General features: G+C 69.6%; 16 protein-coding genes. 8 read left to right on the forward strand and 8 right to left on the reverse strand.

Going from position 1 to position 16766, the window contains the following annotated elements; genetic code table 11:
* Positions 1-6: 6 nt before the first annotated feature.
* A complete protein-coding gene (locus OG587_RS20465) occupies positions 7-918 on the forward strand; it encodes a serine/threonine dehydratase (RefSeq protein ID WP_329092629.1) in 912 nt (303 codons plus the stop codon).
* Positions 919-1018: 100 nt separating this feature from the next.
* Here the strand turns inward: OG587_RS20465 and panB are convergent, their stop codons facing one another.
* Complete coding sequence (gene panB, locus OG587_RS20470; protein WP_329092631.1) at positions 1019-1864, reverse strand: 3-methyl-2-oxobutanoate hydroxymethyltransferase; 846 nt, start codon at positions 1862-1864, stop codon at positions 1019-1021.
* A 337-nt stretch (positions 1865-2201) separates the two neighbouring features.
* On the opposite strand from panB, the gene OG587_RS20475 reads away from it, so the two are divergent.
* The 4 genes from OG587_RS20475 (at position 2202) to OG587_RS20490 (ending at position 5957) form a co-directional block, all read left to right on the forward strand.
* Positions 2202-3404 (forward strand): MFS transporter, encoded by a 1203-nt coding sequence (locus tag OG587_RS20475; protein WP_329092632.1) that lies wholly within the window; start codon positions 2202-2204, stop codon positions 3402-3404.
* 156 nt (positions 3405-3560) lie between these two features.
* Entirely contained in the window at positions 3561-5123 is a 1563-nt protein-coding gene (locus tag OG587_RS20480; protein WP_329092634.1) for an MFS transporter, read from the forward strand.
* Positions 5124-5130: 7 nt separating this feature from the next.
* On the forward strand, positions 5131-5757 hold the full coding sequence (locus OG587_RS20485) for a TetR/AcrR family transcriptional regulator (RefSeq protein ID WP_329092636.1): 627 nt from the start codon (positions 5131-5133) through the stop codon (positions 5755-5757).
* Positions 5758-5804: 47 nt separating this feature from the next.
* Positions 5805-5957 (forward strand): hypothetical protein, encoded by a 153-nt coding sequence (locus OG587_RS20490; protein WP_329092638.1) that lies wholly within the window; start codon positions 5805-5807, stop codon positions 5955-5957.
* A gap of 162 nt (positions 5958-6119) precedes the next feature.
* Here the strand turns inward: OG587_RS20490 and OG587_RS20495 are convergent, their stop codons facing one another.
* Positions 6120-6365, reverse strand: a complete 246-nt coding sequence (locus tag OG587_RS20495) for a DUF397 domain-containing protein (protein ID WP_329092640.1) — start codon at positions 6363-6365, stop codon at positions 6120-6122.
* Complete coding sequence (locus OG587_RS20500; RefSeq protein WP_329092642.1) at positions 6350-7189, reverse strand: helix-turn-helix domain-containing protein; 840 nt, start codon at positions 7187-7189, stop codon at positions 6350-6352. Before OG587_RS20500 ends, OG587_RS20495 begins: the two co-directional genes overlap by 16 nt.
* A 330-nt stretch (positions 7190-7519) precedes the next feature.
* Here OG587_RS20500 and OG587_RS20505 point away from each other — a divergent pair, with 330 nt between their 5' ends.
* Genes OG587_RS20505 through OG587_RS20515 form a run of 3 tightly spaced genes read left to right on the forward strand, consistent with a single transcriptional unit; the run spans position 7520 to position 9560 of the window.
* Entirely contained in the window at positions 7520-7666 is a 147-nt protein-coding gene (locus tag OG587_RS20505; protein WP_329092644.1) for a hypothetical protein, read from the forward strand.
* Positions 7618-9261: a hypothetical protein gene (locus OG587_RS20510; RefSeq protein ID WP_329092645.1), complete on the forward strand. Its 1644-nt coding sequence runs from the start codon at positions 7618-7620 to the stop codon at positions 9259-9261. The genes OG587_RS20505 and OG587_RS20510 overlap by 49 nt, the downstream gene beginning before the upstream one ends.
* 2 nt (positions 9262-9263) lie before the next feature.
* Complete coding sequence (locus OG587_RS20515) at positions 9264-9560, forward strand: WXG100 family type VII secretion target (protein ID WP_329092647.1); 297 nt, start codon at positions 9264-9266, stop codon at positions 9558-9560.
* Positions 9561-9601: 41 nt separating this feature from the next.
* On the opposite strand, the gene OG587_RS20520 is transcribed toward OG587_RS20515, so the two are convergent.
* The 5 genes from OG587_RS20520 to OG587_RS20540 all read right to left on the reverse strand — a co-directional run bounded on the left by OG587_RS20520 (position 9602) and on the right by OG587_RS20540 (position 16766).
* Entirely contained in the window at positions 9602-10036 is a 435-nt protein-coding gene (locus tag OG587_RS20520; protein WP_329092649.1) for a hypothetical protein, read from the reverse strand.
* 63 nt (positions 10037-10099) lie between these two features.
* On the reverse strand, positions 10100-11884 hold the full coding sequence (locus OG587_RS20525; protein WP_329092651.1) for an NAD+ synthase: 1785 nt from the start codon (positions 11882-11884) through the stop codon (positions 10100-10102).
* 665 nt (positions 11885-12549) lie between these two features.
* Entirely contained in the window at positions 12550-12885 is a 336-nt protein-coding gene (locus tag OG587_RS20530) for a hypothetical protein (RefSeq protein ID WP_329092652.1), read from the reverse strand.
* 653 nt (positions 12886-13538) lie between these two features.
* Positions 13539-14582 (reverse strand): TolB family protein, encoded by a 1044-nt coding sequence (locus tag OG587_RS20535; RefSeq protein ID WP_329092654.1) that lies wholly within the window; start codon positions 14580-14582, stop codon positions 13539-13541.
* 60 nt (positions 14583-14642) lie between these two features.
* Complete coding sequence (locus OG587_RS20540; protein WP_329092657.1) at positions 14643-16766, reverse strand: sensor histidine kinase; 2124 nt, start codon at positions 16764-16766, stop codon at positions 14643-14645.

The raw sequence follows: 16766 nt of genomic DNA on the forward strand, positions 1-16766 counted from the left end.
GCACGCGTGAGCGTGTCGATCGGGGACGTGGAGCGGGCCGCCGAGCGCATCGCCGGACATGTCCTGCGCACACCGGTGGTCGAGGTGTCGCCGGGGCTGTTCCTGAAACTGGAGGGGCTGCAGCACTCGGGGTCGTTCAAGGCGCGAGGAGGCTTCAACCGAGCCCTGGCCTCCGAGGGGATCCCCGAGGCCGGGCTGATCGCGGCGAGCGGCGGCAACCACGGCCTGGCGGTGGCGTACGTGGCGCGCAGCCTCGGCGTCCAGGCGGAGATCTTCGTGCCGACGGTCTCCAGCCCGGTGAAGGTCGCCGGGCTGCGCGCGCTCGGCGCGCGGGTGACCCAGATCGGCGCCGTCTACGCCGACGCGTACGAGGCGTCGGTCAAGCGCGCGGCCGAGACCGGTGCCCTGGACATTCACGCCTACAACCAGGCCGAGGTGGTCGCGGGGCAGGGCACGGTCGGCCTGGAGGTCCTGGAGCAGACCGGGGGAGTCGACACGGTCGTCGTCGCGGTCGGCGGCGGCGGGCTCGTCGCCGGGATCACCGTCGCCCTCGGCGGTCGTGCCCGCGTGATCGCCGTCGAGCCCGAGCTCATCCCGACCCTGCACCGGGCCCTGGAGGCGGGCGGACCGGTCGGCGTCGAGGTCGCCGGGGTGGGGGCCGACGCCCTGGGCGCCAGCCGGGCGGGCGAGATCGCCTTCGAGATCACGAGCGCGGCCGGGGTGCGGAGCCTCCTGGTCTCCGACGAGGCCATCGTCGAGGCGCGGCGCGAGCTGTGGCGGAACCACAGGATGGCCGCCGAGCACGCGGGCGCCGCGGCGTACGCGGCCCTGCTGTCGGGCGCCTACACCCGGGCTCCCGGTGAGCGGGTGGCCGTCGTCGTGTGCGGCGCCAACACCGACCCCGCCACGCTCGTCTGATCCCTCGTACGGAGCCGAGAGGTCCTCGCGGAAGGGGCCGCCCCGGTGCCGCCAGGTTCTCCTGGGGCGCCGGGGCGGCCTCCCGCGAGGACCGGGTCTGTCAGCGGTAGCTGTGCTCGGCGGCGGGGAAGGCGCCGGTCGACACCTCGTCGGCGAAGCTGCGCACGGCCCTGTCCATCTCGTGGGCCAGGTCGAAATACTTCTTGACGAACTTGGCGGGGCTGGCGGTCAGGCCCATCAGGTCCTGCCAGACGAGGACCTGCGCGTCGGTGCCCGGCCCGGCGCCGATGCCGATCGTGGGGATCGACAGGGACGCGGTGACCCGCTCGGCCAGGTCCGCGGGGACGCACTCCAGGACCACGGAGAACGCGCCGGCGTACTCCAGGTCCTTGGCGTCGGCCATCAGCTCGTCGCCCGACTGGCCGCGGCCCTGTACGCGGTAGCCGCCGAGGGTGTTGACCGACTGGGGGGTCAGGCCCAGGTGGGCCATCACCGGGATGCCGGCCGAGACCAGGGCCTCGACCTGGGGGAGCACCCGCCGCCCGCCCTCGAGCTTGACCGCGTGGGCCCCGGCCTCCTTCATGAAGCGGGCGGCCGTCTCCAGGGCCTGCTGGGGAGAGGACTGGTAGGAACCGAACGGCAGGTCGGCCACGACCATCGCGCGGGAGGAGCCGCGGACCACGGCCGCCGTCAGGGGCATGAGATCGTCCACCGACACGGGCAGCGTCGAGTCGTACCCGTACACGACCATGGCGGCCGAGTCGCCGACGAGCAGCACGGGGATGCCGGCCTCGTCGAAGACCCTGGCGGTCATGGCGTCGTACGCGGTGACCATCGGCCACCGCTCGCCGCGCTCCTTGGCGGCGGCGACGTCGCGCACGGTGATCCTTCGTCCAGCCTGGCCGCCGTAGAGAGAGGTCGGCCGGTTGGTGACGGAAGAGGACATGGGACCTCCAGTGAAGTCTCGAGGCGCCCCTGTGGCGTCCCCGGACGGTTTCGATGATTGCACGCGTACGACAGGTTCAACAGACCTGATCGGCGTGGTAATCCGGTGAGGGGTATAGGGGACATATGACACGTTTATCCGGTTGACTCGGTGACGGAGGGTGACGGAGGGTGACGGAGGGCGTGTTCGCGGGGTGATCCGGCGGTGCACGGCACATCCGAGGGGCTTCCGGCGGCCGGGCCGGGACGCGGGAGGTGCGCGGTGCCTCGGTGCGGTAATCCAGTGGCGGAGGTGCCGGGGGTGTACGGCACAATGCTCGCGGAGGTAAGTAATCACAATGGCTTTCGAACCTTACCGTCGCCTGCTGGCGATTCCGGGCGTGCGGTCGTTGCTGCTGGTGGGGCTGGTCGCCCGGATCCCCTCGACCGCGGTCGCCATCACGCTGACGATGCACGTCGTCGACCCCAGCGGGCTTGGGCTCGGCTTCGCCGCGGCCGGGCTGGTGACCATGGCGAGCACGGTGGGGATGGCGGTCGGCTCACCGCTGGCCGGAAGGTTCGTCGACAGCCACGGCCTGCGCCCGGTGCTGGTGGTGACCACGCTCGCCCAGCTCGCCTTCTGGTCCACCGCGTGGGCGATGCCCTTCCCCCTGCTGCTCGCGGCGTCGGTGCCCGCGGGCCTGCTCAGCCTCCCGGTGTTCAGCGTGATCAGGCAGTGCCTCGCGGCGCTGGTCCCGGTCGACCAGCGCAGGATGGGCTTCTCCCTCGACTCCATGATCGTTGAAGTGTCGTACATGACCGGCCCCGCCCTGGCGATCGCGGGGGTGACCCTCCTCGGCAGCGTGCCCACCATGGGCATCGTCGCGGTCGGCCTGGTCGCCTCGGGGGCGACGCTGATTTTGCTGAACCCGCCCATCCGCTCGGACGAGGAGCTTCAGAGGCCGGCGGGGAAGGTCCCCCGGCGCCAGTGGCTCACCCCGGGCATGCTCGGGCTGCTCGGCACGGTCGCGGCGGCGACCTTCGTGCTGGCCGCCACCGAGCTGTCCCTGGTGGCGACGATGAAGCAGAGCGGCGACACCGCGTGGATCGGGCTGGCGATCGGACTGTGGTGCGCCTACTCGCTGACGGGCGGCTTCGTGTACGGCATGCTGCCCCGCGGGCTGTCGCCGCTGGTCCTGATCGGTGCCATGGGGGTGCTCACCATCCCCGTCGGGCTGGTCGGCGCCAACTGGCACTGGCTGATTCTGGCCCTGCTGCCCGCCGGGGTGCTGTGCGCCCCCGCGCTGTCCTCCACGGTCGACACCGTGAGCCGCTGGGTGCCCGCCGGGGCCCGTGGCGAGGCGATGGGCCTGCACGGCACGGCGCTGCTGGTCGGCGCGGGCTGCGCGGCGCCCATCGCGGGCATGATCATCGATGGTCCGGGTCCCGGCTGGGCCTTCGCCGCCGCCGGACTGGTCGGCGTGATGATGGTGCTGATCGCCCTGCCGTTCTGGCGGCGCACCGCGGCCGTGGTCGAGGAACCGGTCCCGATGGCCGCCTGACCTCGGCCGTACCCGCTCCCAGCGCGTCCCTTCGGCGGGGCGCATCCCGGGATCGGGATATTTCATGATAAATACGAAACGATACGGTTGCGTATCGTAATGATCAACGCTACGGTGGTGTTTCGAAACTCAAGCGTATCGAATACGGGGCCTTTCGTGGAACAACAGCTCGGCCACCCGCGACGGTGGCAGATTCTGGGAGTGCTGGTCTTCAGCCTCCTGGCGGTCGTGCTCGACAACACCATCCTCAACGTCGCACTGAAGACGATCGCCGACCCAGTGGTGGGCCTGGGGGCCACCCAGAGCCAGATGGAATGGGCGATCAACTCCTACACGCTCGTGTTCGCGGGCCTGCTGTTCACCTTCGGGGTAATCGGCGACCGCACCGGGCGCAAGCGCATGCTCATGGTCGGCATGGTCCTCTTCGGCCTGGCCTCGCTGGCCAGCGCCTACGCCCAGGACCCCATGCAGCTGATCGTCGCCCGCGCGTTCATGGGCATCGGCGGCGCCGCGATCATGCCGGCCACCCTGGCGATCATCTCCAACGTCTTCCCCCCGCAGGAGCGCGGCAAGGCGATCGGCGTCTGGGCCGGCGGGGTGGGCCTGGCCGTGGCGATCGGGCCGATCACCGGCGGCCTGCTCATCGAGCACTTCTGGTGGGGCTCGGTCTTCCTGGTCAACCTGCCGATCGTGCTGATCAGCATGGTGCTCATCCGCCTGGTCGTGCCCGAGTCGCGTGATCCCAAGCCCTCCAAGCTCGACCCGGTCGGCGTGATCCTCTCCATCGTCGGCCTCGTCGCCGTCACCTACGGCATCATCCGGGGTGGAGAGCTGGCCACGATCGCCAGCGCCGAGGTGCTCGTCCCGACGATCCTCGGCGTCGTCGTGCTCGCCGTCTTCGCCTGGTACGAGCGCCGCATCGACCACCCGGCCTTCGACGTCAGCTACTTCCGCGACCCGCGCTTCGCCACCGCGGTCGGCATGATCGGCATCGTGTTCTTCGCGATGATGGGCGCGATGTTCTTCCTGGTCTTCTACCTGCAGATCGTGCTGGGCTTCAGCCCGATGCAGGCGGGCGCCCTGATGATCCCCTTCGCCGCCGCACAGCTGATCTTCGCCCCGCTGAGCCAGCAGATGGCCGCACGCTTCGGCGGCAAGCTGAGCGCCACCGTCAGCATGGTCATCGTGGCCGGCGCGCTGGCCTCGTACGCGCTGATGGACCAGAACACCCCGGTCGTCCTGCTGGAGATCGTGTTCTTCGTCCAGGGCGCGGCGATGGCCAACATCATGCCCCCGGCGACCACCGCGATCATGGAGGCGCTCCCCAGGGAGAAGGCCGGTGTCGGCTCGGCCATGAGCAACACCGTCCGCCAGGTGGCCGGCGCGCTCGGCGTCGCGCTTCTCGGCTCGCTGCTCTCGGCCACCTACCGCGACCAGATCGCCCCCGCCCTGACCGGCCTGCCCGACCAGCTCAGGCACATCGCGGGCGAGTCGCTGACCGGCACGCTGGGCGTGGCCCAGGGCCTCGGCGCCCAAGGCGCGGCGCTCATCGAACCGGCCAAGCTCGCCTTCGTCGAGGGCATGCACATCACCGCTCTCGTCTCCGCGGTCATCGCGCTGCTCGGAGCCCTGGTGGTGTTCAGGTGGCTGCCAGGAAAGTCCTCCGTGGCTCCCGTCCCCGAAGAGATCAGTCCAGACAAGGAACCAGCGGTAGTGTAGGAAAGCTATGACGACCACCGACGAGATTCAGGCGGCCGGGGTTCGGACGCCCCGCCCCGCGGGCCGTCCCCGCAGCGCCAGGGCGGAGAAGGCCATCATCGACGCGACCCTCGACCTGGTCGGGGAGAGCGTCGGTCTCTCCGAGCTGTCGATCGAGGCGATCGCCGCTCGCGCGGGGGTCGGCAAGACCACGATCTACCGGCGCTGGTCGAACAAGGAAGACCTGCTCGTCGACGCGCTGGCGACCCTCAAGACGCCGCTGCCCCCGGTCGCGGGCGTCTCGGTCCGCGAGGATCTCATCGTCTACACGCGGGTGTTCCTGCGCGACGCGTGCGACGCGCGCAACCGCTGCGTGATGAACATCGCGATGAACGAGGCCGAGAGGCACCCCCGCCTGGTGGAGCGCATCCGCCAGGCGACCATCGAGCCGCGCAGGGCGGCGATCACCGCCCTGCTGCGGCGCGGCGTCACCACCGGTGAGCTGCGGGCAGGTCTCGACGTCCCCATCGCGATGGCGAACCTGGTCGGCACCGTCATGTGGTACATCCGCACCGAGGGTGCCGACGAGTGCGTCGAGTCCTCCGACCTGGCCGAACGGATCGTCGACCACCTCCTGGCGGGCCTCGGCCCCTGAGGCCTCCCGTACGGCTGTCCGGGGGCCTCTCGCACGGGCAGGCGTCCATGGATGTCGTCACGAAACTCGGGTGGGACACGGCTTTGGCCGCGTCGTGGCTCGTCGCGCACGAACGGCGTCATGAAACCCCGGCGGTGGACGCCGGGGTTTCCGCGTTTCTGGTGCTCCGGGGTTTCGGCTGTGGTGTTCCGGTGCTCTGACGCCCCGGATGCGGGACGTCGCACTCCTTCCCGGAGCCGAGATCGTCTGCCCCCTCAAGCCCGGCCCGGCTCGGCGCTTCGTGATCGGATTTCGCCCAGCCCAGCCCAGCCCAGCTCAGCCAGTCCAACCAGGCTCGTGCGCTCCGCGATCGAACGCGGGTGTCAGCCGCCGAGGTGGTCGAACTCGCCGAGCTTCACGCCCGCGATGAAGACGTCCCATTCGGCCCGGGTGAAGAAGAGCTTCGGCCCGCCGGGGTTCTTGGAGTCGCGCAGCACGTGCAGCGCCCCGAGGTCCGCCTTGTGCCCGGTACGAGGGGCGTCGACGACGGCTACCTCGACGCAGTTGCCGCCGCTGGAGCCGCTCAGGGAGGATTTGCGCCAGGTCGCGCCGGTCAGGTCTGCTGCCATTCCGTCATCACCTTCGCTATGAGATCGGCGCTTGCCCGCGCGGGCAGGGCCGCCGAGCGGACCGCTTCGTATCGCTTGCAGATCGCCGCCACGTCGCGAGGATGGTCCGTGACGTGCCCTACGGCAGCGGACTCCACGAATACACTATCCAGGCTGCCCTCGGAGCTCGCAATGAAGAATCCTCCCTCCAGACCCGCGATCGCACCACCGGTCACGTAGGCGCCTTGGGGGACGACCTGGATGGAGACGTTCCTGTGCTCGGACGCGGCCAGAAGCGCGGCGAGCTGGTCGCGCATGATGTCCGGACCCCCGACGCCCCGGTGCAGGACTCCCTCGTCGAGCACGGTCCACAGCGGCGGAGGGGTGTCGCGCGCCAGGATTTTCTGGCGCTCCAGGCGGGCGGTCAGCAGCTCCTGCACCCGCTCGTCGGTCACTCCCGGATAGGCCTCCAGGATCGTACGGGCGTAGTCGGAGGTCTGGAGAAGGCCGGGGATCAGCAACGGGTCCCAGCCACGGAGGGTGTGGGCCTGCTGTTCGATGTCCACCCAGGGGCGGAAGCGCGACGGGAGGACGCCGTAGGTCAGCATCGGCCAGATCCGGATGAGCACTCCGTTGGCGTTGAGCACCCGGTCGCACCGCTCGGTGAAGTCGAGCGACGGGTTGCGCTTGGCCCTCTCGACCATGCTGACCAGGCCGGTCGAATAGGCGATCTGCTGGGCCAGCTGCTCCTGTGACAGTCCGGCCTGATCGCGCAGGCGGCGAAGCTCGGAGGCGAAGAAGGTGAGCGGGCTGGTCTCACCGTCCGGTTCACGCGGGGCGGGCATCGCGGGCTCCTTTCTCGCGCCGGGGCCACTGGGGGACCGGCGCGTGCTTCGTCATCGGATCACTACGAAAAGTAATGGCCCGTTGCCGCAATAGGAAGTGCGTATCCGGAACGCGGTGAAAAGTGCTTTGGGTCCGCGGTCAAGTGCTCCGCCGGATGCATATTTCCCCGATGGCCGCCAGTCTTTTCTTCTCAACATCTTCAGCTGTTGAGAATCGGCGATAATCTGTTGAGGCTTTGTTGTTCTGGCGTCTGTGCCCCGAGGAGGCCGGGTCGAATGGCGGAGTTTGTCGGCATTGATCCGGCTGGCGTACGGCGTCTCATCACCTCCATGGACGACGCCGTTCAGCGCGTCCGGACGCTGAGACCCTCGCTGTCGGCCTCCATCGCCGAGGCCGGCACCGACTGCCCGCCGGACCGGGTGCCGAGGTGCTCGACGGTGTCGGGCGCTTTCTCGACGAGACGCGGCGAGATCTGACCTGGCGGACCCAGACGATCGAGCGCGTCGAGGGCGCCTCTTCGCGGGGAGGCCTCAGGACGGCGGAGTTCGCGTTCGGCGACGCGGCGGCGGCCCGGACCGCCGGGACCCTCGCCGGAAAACGAACTCTGGCGGCATGGCAGGCCTACCAGAAAGACCCCAGCGTCCAGAACTGGGAGAAGGTCCAGGGCGCGCTCCGGGAGGGGCAGGGCAGGACCGCCGACGCAGCCTATTCCGCGGGACTGCTTACCACGCTGGGCACCGGCACTTTCGCGGGGATCTTCGCCGCCGTGAGCGCGAGAAACCAGAACGACGCGCGTGGTTACAGCCCGGCCAACCTGGCGAAGGCGAAGAAGGACCTGGGCCCGCTGGCCGAGGCGTTCGCCTCGACGGACGCGGCGGGCACCCTTCCCAGGGATCTGCGCGACCGCGCATTGGGAGATCTGCCCATCGCGGACATGGCGGCGCTGCTCGGCCTGGCCCGTCAGTCACGCGAGTTCGTCCTCGCGGCCGGAGCCAAGCTGCTCCAGTACAGCGGCTCGCGGGTGGACGGGAAAGACTGGAACGTCTACTGGCTGGCCAAGGCGCTGAGCCAGGACATGAAGGCGACTCAGAGGTTTCTCACCACCGGTGACAACGCGGTGCTGTTGCTCCGCCCCGAGGTGGTGAACGGTCTCGAGGGCACGGACTTCGAGCACCTGTTGGCCAAGGCTCTGGACGGAGCCCTGGCCCCGGGCGCGGGAGATGCCACCCTCCGCCGCGACTCCTGGATCAACATCATCAGCAATCTGAGCAGGAAGAACTTCTGGCCTTCCCTGACCTCCGGTCACGAAAAGGGGGAGTGGATATTCGCGTCCGCTCCTTCTCCTGTCGGCCAGGTGCTCGCCAAACACGTGTCGCAGTACTTCCCCGAGCTCGTCGCCGTCTGGAATCAAGGACACGGAGTGCCGGGTATCACCTTGGGCGAAGGCTGGAAGAAGCTCGACTCTGAGAAGATCGCAGGATTCTTCGGAGGCCTGCTACGAGGCCACGGAACGCTTGGTCCACTCAAGACCGGCTATGGAAAATTCCTGCTCGATCTAGACCTGGGAAAGGATCACCCGTTTGGTGATGCTTCAACCGAGAGCGTGCGCGCAGAACAGCGTGAAATATTTTACGGGAAAGCAGTCGACGCTGGAGCGCTGGCATCGATGTTTTTTTCCGGCCTTCACGAGGCCGATCTGTCTGCCGAGGCGGTTAACGGGATCATCGCAGACCTTTTCCTCCTTCCCGTGGACGCGCTCATCGGATGGGGAACCGGTGAAATGATAAGCAAGGGTGTATGGATGGGGGCGTCAACAGGAAAGACGGCCGACGCGGCGGGGAAGAACGATCTGAAAGATGTTGTCACTGATTTGTTGAACAAAGGCGGTCCGGGAGAGGCGTCAGATCTGCTCGATGTTCTCGTTGATTCTCAGCTGACTGTTTTCAACGTCTCCCGCCAGGCCCACGGGCAGATGCCGCTCGGCGATTCCGATCTCCGCCAGCTCAAGGACTTGTTCTACGGGCGGCTGGAGCCGGTGCTGGAGGACGCGTTCAAAGCGCGCGGAGGGTGACGATGACAGAGAAACCGGCCGAATTATTGCGCCAGGCAGAGGAGAAGGATTTACTGGCCGACCGTTTCGAAGGCTACGTGAAAAATCTTGAGACGCTCCTGGACCGCATCAGGGTCGGTTCGGTGGGTGACGGACCGGTCTGGACGGGGCCTGCCGCTCAGCGTTTTGAACGCGACACCTCTCGGAGAAGTGCGGATGTGAACAGGCTTGCCGAACAGTGCCGGGGAGCTTCGCGAAACCTCAGGCGATCCGCCTCGGCGCTCCGGGAGCGGGCTCGCCTTTCTGGCAAACCTTTGTGATCAACGAGTCGCCGACAGGCAGTCGGTCTTGCCGATTATTTCTACGTTCGGCTGGGAAGCCTGTACGAGAACGATGAAAGTAATGCCAGGGTCCGGTTTGCGTAGTATGACAATGCTCCGGCCGGGCTGCGTCCAGCTGGCATTGCGATCGACTTCGTAGCCGTTTTTTTAAGCTCGTCTCGCAGGGGAAGGGCGAACGAATCGGCTCGCTTGGCCGGTGTGAGCTCGCCGCCTTCACCGAAATCGCCACTGAGTTGATAGAACCTGAGCGCGGTGTCGTTGTTGGAGCAGCTCGCGAAATCGTCGCCGTCCCTGCCGGTCTTGTCGACGATTTTTTTGTTCGCCGCCGGATGAAATGCTTCGAGCTTTTTCGCGTCTCGGGCCAGCATTTGGGCGGCCTCGTCAAGGCTTGGGCCGCCGGTGCTACAGCCGACGGCCAGGAGCAGTATCAGAGCACATCCCGCGATATGACGCACCCTGTCGACTGTACTGATCGCTTCCGCGGTGGGGGAGCCCAACGTCCGGAAACGGGCCGGATGTCAGGTGGTGGTCTCGCGCCAGCGGTTGGTGATGGGGAGGCGGCGGTCGCGGCCGAAGTTCTTGGGGGTGATCTTCGGGCCCGGGGGATACTGGCGGCGCTTGTACTCGGCGAGGTCGACCAGGCGGATCACCCTGGTGACCAGGGCCGGGTCGTGTCCGGCGGCGACGAGTTCGGCGGAGCCCATGTCCTTCTCGACGTAGTCGTACAGCAGCCGGTCCAGGATCTCGTACTCGGGCAGGGAGTCGGTGTCGCGCTGGTCGGGGCGGAGCTCCGCGCTGGGCTCCTTCTCGATCGAGCTCTCCGGGATCGGCGGCACCGCGAACCCGTGCAGGAACTCGCCCGACCGGCCCGCCTGGGCGTTGCGCCAGCGCGACAGCTCCCAGACGAGGGTCTTGAGCACGTCCTTGATGGGGGCGAAGCCGCCCGCGGAGTCGCCGTAGAGGGTGGAGTAGCCGGTGGCCAGCTCGCTCTTGTTGCCGGTGGTGAGGACGAGGTGGCCGTGCTCGTTGGACAGGCCCATCAGGATCATGCCGCGCACCCGGGCCTGGAGGTTCTCCGCGGCCAGGCCGGAGAGCTCGATCTCCTTCTCGAAGCCGCTGACGATCTCGGCGATCGGCACGGTCCTGGCGTTGATCCCCTGCCGGTCGACCAGTTCCCGCGCGTCACTCACCGAGTGGTCGGAGGAGTAGCGGGAGGGCATCAGCACCACGTGCACCCGTTCGGGGCCGATGGCGTCGGAGGCGATCGTGGCGGTCAGCGCCGAGTCGATGCCGCCGGACAGGCCGAGGATGACCGACCGGAAACCGTTCTTGGCGACGTAGTCGCGGACCGCGAGGACGAGTGCCGAGTAGACCTCGGCGGTGTCGTCGAGGTGCTCGGCGATCGTGGGGGCCTGCGGCTCGTACGGCTCGACGGGGCGGGCCGACAGCTCCAGCCGCTCCACCGTGATCACGGTGCCGTCCCCGGCGTCCACCTGGAACGTGCCGAGCCCTCCGTACCTGGCCTCGGGCAGCTCCAGGTCCGTGATCAGCAGCTCCTCCGAGAAGCGCGCCGCGCGCGCGACCAGCTCGCCGGAGGCCGAGACGACCACCGAGTCTCCGTCGAAGACCAGCTCGTCCTGGCCGCCGACCTGGTTGACGTAGGCGAGGGCGCATCCGGCCTCGCGGGCGCGCCTGGCCACCAGCGCCAGGCGTACGTCGTCCTTCTCCTTCTCGTACGGGGAGGCGTTCGGCACCACGAGCAGCCCGGCTCCGGCCTCGGCCACCACCGCGACGGGGCCACCCTCCTGCCAGAGGTCCTCGCAGACCGCGATCGCCACGTCGACGCCGTGCAGCCGGAAGATCGGCAGCCGGTCGCCGCGGACGAAGTAGCGGTACTCGTCGAAGACGCCGTAGTTCGGCAGGTGGTGCTTGGCGGTCTTGACGACCACCTGGCCCCGGTGCAGCAGCGCGGCCGCGTCGAGCGGGGCACCCTTGGGCTGGCCGACGCGCGGGGCGAGCTTCGCGCGGTCCACGTAGCCGACCACCACGGGGATCTCGCCGAGTCCCGCCTCGTCCAGCCGTCGCGCGGCCTCCTCGATCGCCGCGATCGACGCCTCAACGAACGAGGTGCGCAGCACGAGGTCCTCGACGGGATATCCGGTCAGGAACATCTCGGTGAAGACGACCAGGTGCGCGCCGCGGTCGGCGGCACGGCGGGTCCACTCGACCAGTCTGTCCGTGTTGGCGGCCAGGTCACCGACGGCGGGATTGCTCTGGGCCAGGGCGATGCGGAGTTGAGCCACGCGGCCATCCTATTGGGGCGTGCCCAGAGCCCGCCGTTCAGGTGATTCCTCCCCGGCGGACGGTGGATGGGGGCGGACGTCCGGCGGTGACCTCCTGTCGCCTCCCGTTGCCGGGGTTCCCCGGTCGGGCGCTCCCGCGGGAGCCTCGGGTCACTCTCCGGCTCTTTCTCGTTCCCGCTGCGAGGTCGCCCGCGAGTGTGGTCCTCAAGGACTCGCCGGTACTCCATGGTCGGTGGCAGGTGGGCGTGAAGCCCCCCGCGGGACTGAGCTCGTGAGCAACAGTTCCGGTGGGGAGGCCTCACCTCTCCTTCAACGGCACACGACGTCACGGCGAACGTCCGCCGTGGGACCGTCCGGTGTCCGTCCTGTTTCCCTCCGGTGTCCGTTCTGCGCCGGACTCACCGAGGCCCGGTGGGCTTTCGAGGAGGTCATTCGCGGATCCGCGGCGCCTGTGCGCATTCGAACCCGCCAGGCGAGACCGTCCGCCGGGTTTCACGACCGGCTTTCTGGTATTTCCCTGGATCAATAGTATTAATGGAAAAAACGGGATTAAAGGGATAGTTGCGATTGTGCTCGTCCCGCTCCGCCATGAGCGCGGCGGTGCCGTCCGACCACGATCGCGGGACGTGACGGCGCCCGTCGGTGACGGCGTCCTTGGTTCGCCCTCAGTTCGCCGACCAGCAGAAGCGTGCGTAACCGGCGTCGTAGCCGTCCAGGAAGCCCCTGTCGTAGTCGCTGGGCGGCCCGGCGTAGCTCCGTGTCCTGGGCCTGCGGCAGTCCTGCGCGGCGGCCCGGTAGCCGTTCCTGTATCCCCGCCAGTAGTCCCTCGGGTCCTCCGCCGACGGGGCCGGGTCCATCATGGTCTCGCTCTGTGAAGCGCCTGTCGTCACGGCCTGTTCGGGATCCGGTGCGGGTGCGGCATGGGAGAACGAGACCGGTCCCAGGGCGAGTGCCGCGAGAAGCGCCGGACCGAGCACCATCAGTTGTCGCTTGCCATACATGGGTTTCTCCCTTGGTCGGGCCGCGAGCGGAGCCCGCTCGACGGCCATGATTAGGGGGAAAGATATAGGGCGAGCCGTTCGGACTAAAGGACCTAGGCGCTCTTTTCCTTATTTTCGGAGTAAGTTAAGAAGGATTGGAGTTTGCCTATTTTTTATTTATTGCGGCAACTTTCGGGAAAATATCGCCTCTTGCTGGACATGGGCATTCACCGGGTTGTGAGCCGTAAAATCTCGGCGAGGTGCGGATGTCATTCGTGACGTCGCAGGGGAGAGCGGCCGATATCGGGGAACCGTGCGACCGGCGGCGTCCACGGGCCGCAGAGGAGTCCCTCACAGGTTCGTGAGGGACTCCGGTTTTGAGGACTCCGCCGCCCGGACGGCCGGTTTCGACCGCCGGGATCCGCCGGGATCCGCCGGGATCGGCTGAGATCCGTCGGGATTCGCTGAGATTCGCCGGGATCCGTCGGGATCCGCTGATCCGCGTCGGGTGACGCCGCCGAGGTTGACCGCCGGGATCGGCGGGTTCCGTATCGGGCAGCGCCGCCGAGGTTGACCGGAGGAGTCGGCGGGTTCCGTGTCGGGCAGCACCGAGGCCGACCGGAGGAGCCGGTCGGCCGGCTCCTCCGGGCCGGGGAACTCAGGCGGGGAACCCGTCAGCCGAGGACCCAGAGCAGCCCGAGGTTCTTCGCCCTGGCGGGCTCGGTCACCCGCTGGACCTCCTTGCCCGAGCGGGAGAGGACCACGATCGTGTTGGCGGCCGTGCCCCTGACCCGGACCGCCAGGCGGCCGTCGCGCAGGTAGCGCGCGCCCAGCAGCCGCCCCCTGACCGGGATGGCGACCTTCGCGCCGGTCTTGGTGTCGTAGATCGACGGGGTGAACGACAGGGGCCAGGAGCCGTCGCCGCCCTGGGCGTTCGCGCCGATGGCGTTGACCACCACCCGGCGGCTGTCGGGCGACAGGCTCTCCACGTGGTTGGCGAGCTTGACGCCCGGGGCGCGCTTGGAGATCCGCAGCCTGGTGTCCAGGAGATGGACGCCGTCGGTGTCGCCCGCGTACCCGGCGAGGGTCCTGCCGTCGGCCGACCAGGTCAGGTGGCAGGGGCCGAGGGTCTTCCCCGCGTCGAACCGGCCCCTGCCGTCGGCGCCGACCACCGCCACCGTCATCGCCTCGCCCGTGCCCTTCACCGGGTAGGCGATCCGTCTGCCGTCGGCCGTCCAGACCGGGGTCAGGCAGGGGCTGCCGAAGGCGGCGTTCCTGGCGATCACCCTGTCCGCGCCGGACCCGGTGGTCTTGACGCGCAGCCTGTTCCTGTCGTCGATCCAGGCGACCTTCCGGCCGTCGGGCGCGACCGCGAACTGGCCGGCGGAGGCTCCGGCGCCGGCCGTCAGGCTGGTCCAGCCTCCCCGGTGGGTCAGCACCTCGATCCCGCTTCCCCCGTGGCGGAAGTAGACGGCGCCCGAGACGGGAGCCGCCCCGTGCGAGGCCGCCGTAGGAGCGGCGCCCCCGGCGCCCCCGGCCACTCCGGCACCCTCGGTGGATCCGGCCACCCCGGTGTCCCCGGTGGAGGACCTGCTCATCCCGGTGACTCCGGCGGACCCGCCCGCTCCGGCGCCCCCGGTGGACTCGGCGAGCGCGGGAGCGGTGGTGGCGGCCGTCAGGGCGAGTACGACGCCGGTGGCCAGGGCCCAGTGCTTCAAGAAGATCTCCTCGGACGAATTCCGTAACGGCTGGTTAGAGTCCCGAGAGGCCGAAAAGGTTTACAGGTGACCCGCCACGACCGGCGCGGCGGGGATCGGCAGCACGGCCTCCACGACCGTCCCGCCCCCGGGGGCCGCCCCGATCACGCAGGTGCCGCCCAGCTCGGCGGCCCGCTCGCGCATGGAGAGCAGCCCGACCCCGGAGCGCGGCCCCGGGGGCAGCCCGTCCCCGTCGTCCTCGACGCGTACCACCAGCGACTCCCCGCGCCGCAGCGAGATCACCGCGGAGCCGGCCCGCGCGTGCTTGCGGATGTTGGTGAGCCCCTCCTGCGCGATGCGGTACGCGGCCACCTCGGCCGCCGCGGGCAGGTCCGACAGGTCACCCTCGGTCTCCACCGCGACCCGCGGCGTGCCCTCCTGGGCCAGAGCCCGTACGGCCCCCGCCAGGCCGAGTTCGTCGAGGGTGGGCGGGCGCAGGCCGTACACCAGTTCCCTGATCTCCTGACTGACCGCGTCCATGCCGCCGCGCAGTTCGAGCAGGAGCCTGTCCGCCGAGGCGGGGGCGGTGCGCAGGCTGATCCTGGCCATGTTGATCGACATGGCCATGTCGGTCAGCGCGTGGCCGAGCCCGTCGTGCAGGTCCCTGCGCAGGCGGCGGCGCTCCTCCTCGCGGGCGGTGAGGATGCGCTCCCGGGAGCGCTGCAGGTCGGCGGTCATCCGCACGGCGTGCGCCACGTCGGCGACGTACGGGACGGCCACCGCGACCAGGCGGCCGTTGTGCGCGGCGGCGAACCTGCGAGGGCCGGGGGAGCCGAGGAGCAGCCGCCCGACCGGCTCACCGTGCCAGACCAGCGGCACCCCGCGCGGCGCCGGGCCCAGCAGGCCGACCTGGACCTGCCGGGCGCCGGGCCCGTGGACCTCGACGGCGACGCCGGTGACGCTCAGCCCGTCCTTGACCACGGCGGCGACGGCGGCGAGCGCGTTGGCCGGCTCGGTCTCGCGGACCTCCCTGGCCAGGAGCGCGGCGAGCGCCTGCGGGTCGCCGTGCGTGCCGTACATGAGCCGGTCGACCAGGCTCCTGAGCCTGTGCCGGAGCGGATGGAAGATGATCCCGGCGAGCAGGGCCGCCATCAGGCCACCGATCCGGTCGTACCCCGACAGCGCGAGCCCGGCGACCGCGCCGACCGCGTACACGGCGCTGACCGCGGCGATCAGCCCGGCGGCGACGAAGGCGCGGCTGACGACCGTGTCGATGCCGTAGAGCTGGTAGCGCAGCACCGAGAAGACGATGGCCGCCGGGATCAGCCCGGTCCAGATCGTGCCGGCCAGCCACCAGGCGGGCCCGGCGAGCAGGAAGGCGACGTAGACGGCGAACGCGAAGACCGGCCAGGCGATCTGGCGGCGCAGCTCGGGGCCGGCCCGCCGGAAGCGCAGCACCAGGGAGACCAGGGCCAGGACCGCGAGGGCCGAGACCAGGACGGCGGTCACCTCGCGCGCCGCCATGTTGTAGGGGGCGAGGGGGCCCACCACGAGCGGGTTGGGGATGACCCGCGGCCAGGGGTAGAGCGCGGGGTCGGGGTCCGGGCGGGTGAGGTTCAGCAGCAGGTCCGCCGCGAACACGACCACGCCGGCCATCGCCAGCGGCCGCCACCGCCGCGAGGGCAGCCGCCCGTCGGGGGAGTACAGCGGGAACAGGATCGCCAGCAGGAACCCGCCGACCGCCTTCCCCGTGACCATGCTCAGGCGGAGGTGACCGGCGGACTCCAGGTCGCCCGCCGCGGCGAGGGTGAACATCGCCGACTCGGAGAAGGCGTTGACCGCGCACATCAGGCCGCCCGCGCACATCAGCCACGCCGTGGCCGGGCGCGCGCGGTGGGCCAGCAGGAACGCGCCCACCACGGGGAACGTCAGCCCGGCCGCCAGGTCGGGCGTGGCGGGCTGCCCCGGCCGCCACCCGGGTGGCAGGTCGAGACGGAGCACGAGACCGATCACGGTGAGCCCCACCGAGAGGACCGCCGCCGAGACGGCGGCGAGCCGCAGCGGGGAGAGCGGCAGCCCGCGCACCGGCGAGGTGGCGGGCCAGGCGGGGGCGTCCTCGGTCACGGTGACCGCGTCGACGACCGGCCTGGGCACGCCACCGACACCGTCGAGCGTCCGGCCGCGGTCGCGTGGCCGCGGGCGCAT

Origin of the sequence: Streptosporangium sp. NBC_01469 (genome assembly GCF_036227305.1) — a bacterium.
In the GTDB taxonomy this organism is placed as follows: Bacteria; Actinomycetota; Actinomycetes; order Streptosporangiales; family Streptosporangiaceae; genus Streptosporangium.

Bases quoted from the DNA above. Each gene is read 5' to 3' on its own strand.
- OG587_RS20495 (WP_329092640.1), bottom strand. From the start codon at position 6,365: ATGGCAGCAGACCTGACCGGCGCGACCTGGCGCAAATCCTCCCTGAGC.
- OG587_RS20500 (WP_329092642.1), bottom strand. From the start codon at position 7,189: ATGCCCGCCCCGCGTGAACCGGACGGTGAGACCAGCCCGCTCACCTTC.
- OG587_RS20485 (WP_329092636.1), top strand. From the start codon at position 5,131: ATGACGACCACCGACGAGATTCAGGCGGCCGGGGTTCGGACGCCCCGC.
- OG587_RS20475 (WP_329092632.1), top strand. From the start codon at position 2,202: ATGGCTTTCGAACCTTACCGTCGCCTGCTGGCGATTCCGGGCGTGCGG.
- OG587_RS20490 (WP_329092638.1), top strand. From the start codon at position 5,805: ATGGATGTCGTCACGAAACTCGGGTGGGACACGGCTTTGGCCGCGTCG.
- OG587_RS20540 (WP_329092657.1), bottom strand. From the start codon at position 16,766: ATGCGCCCGCGGCCACGCGACCGCGGCCGGACGCTCGACGGTGTCGGT.
- OG587_RS20505 (WP_329092644.1), top strand. From the start codon at position 7,520: ATGGACGACGCCGTTCAGCGCGTCCGGACGCTGAGACCCTCGCTGTCG.
- panB (WP_329092631.1), bottom strand. From the start codon at position 1,864: ATGTCCTCTTCCGTCACCAACCGGCCGACCTCTCTCTACGGCGGCCAG.
- OG587_RS20530 (WP_329092652.1), bottom strand. From the start codon at position 12,885: ATGTATGGCAAGCGACAACTGATGGTGCTCGGTCCGGCGCTTCTCGCG.
- OG587_RS20515 (WP_329092647.1), top strand. From the start codon at position 9,264: ATGACAGAGAAACCGGCCGAATTATTGCGCCAGGCAGAGGAGAAGGAT.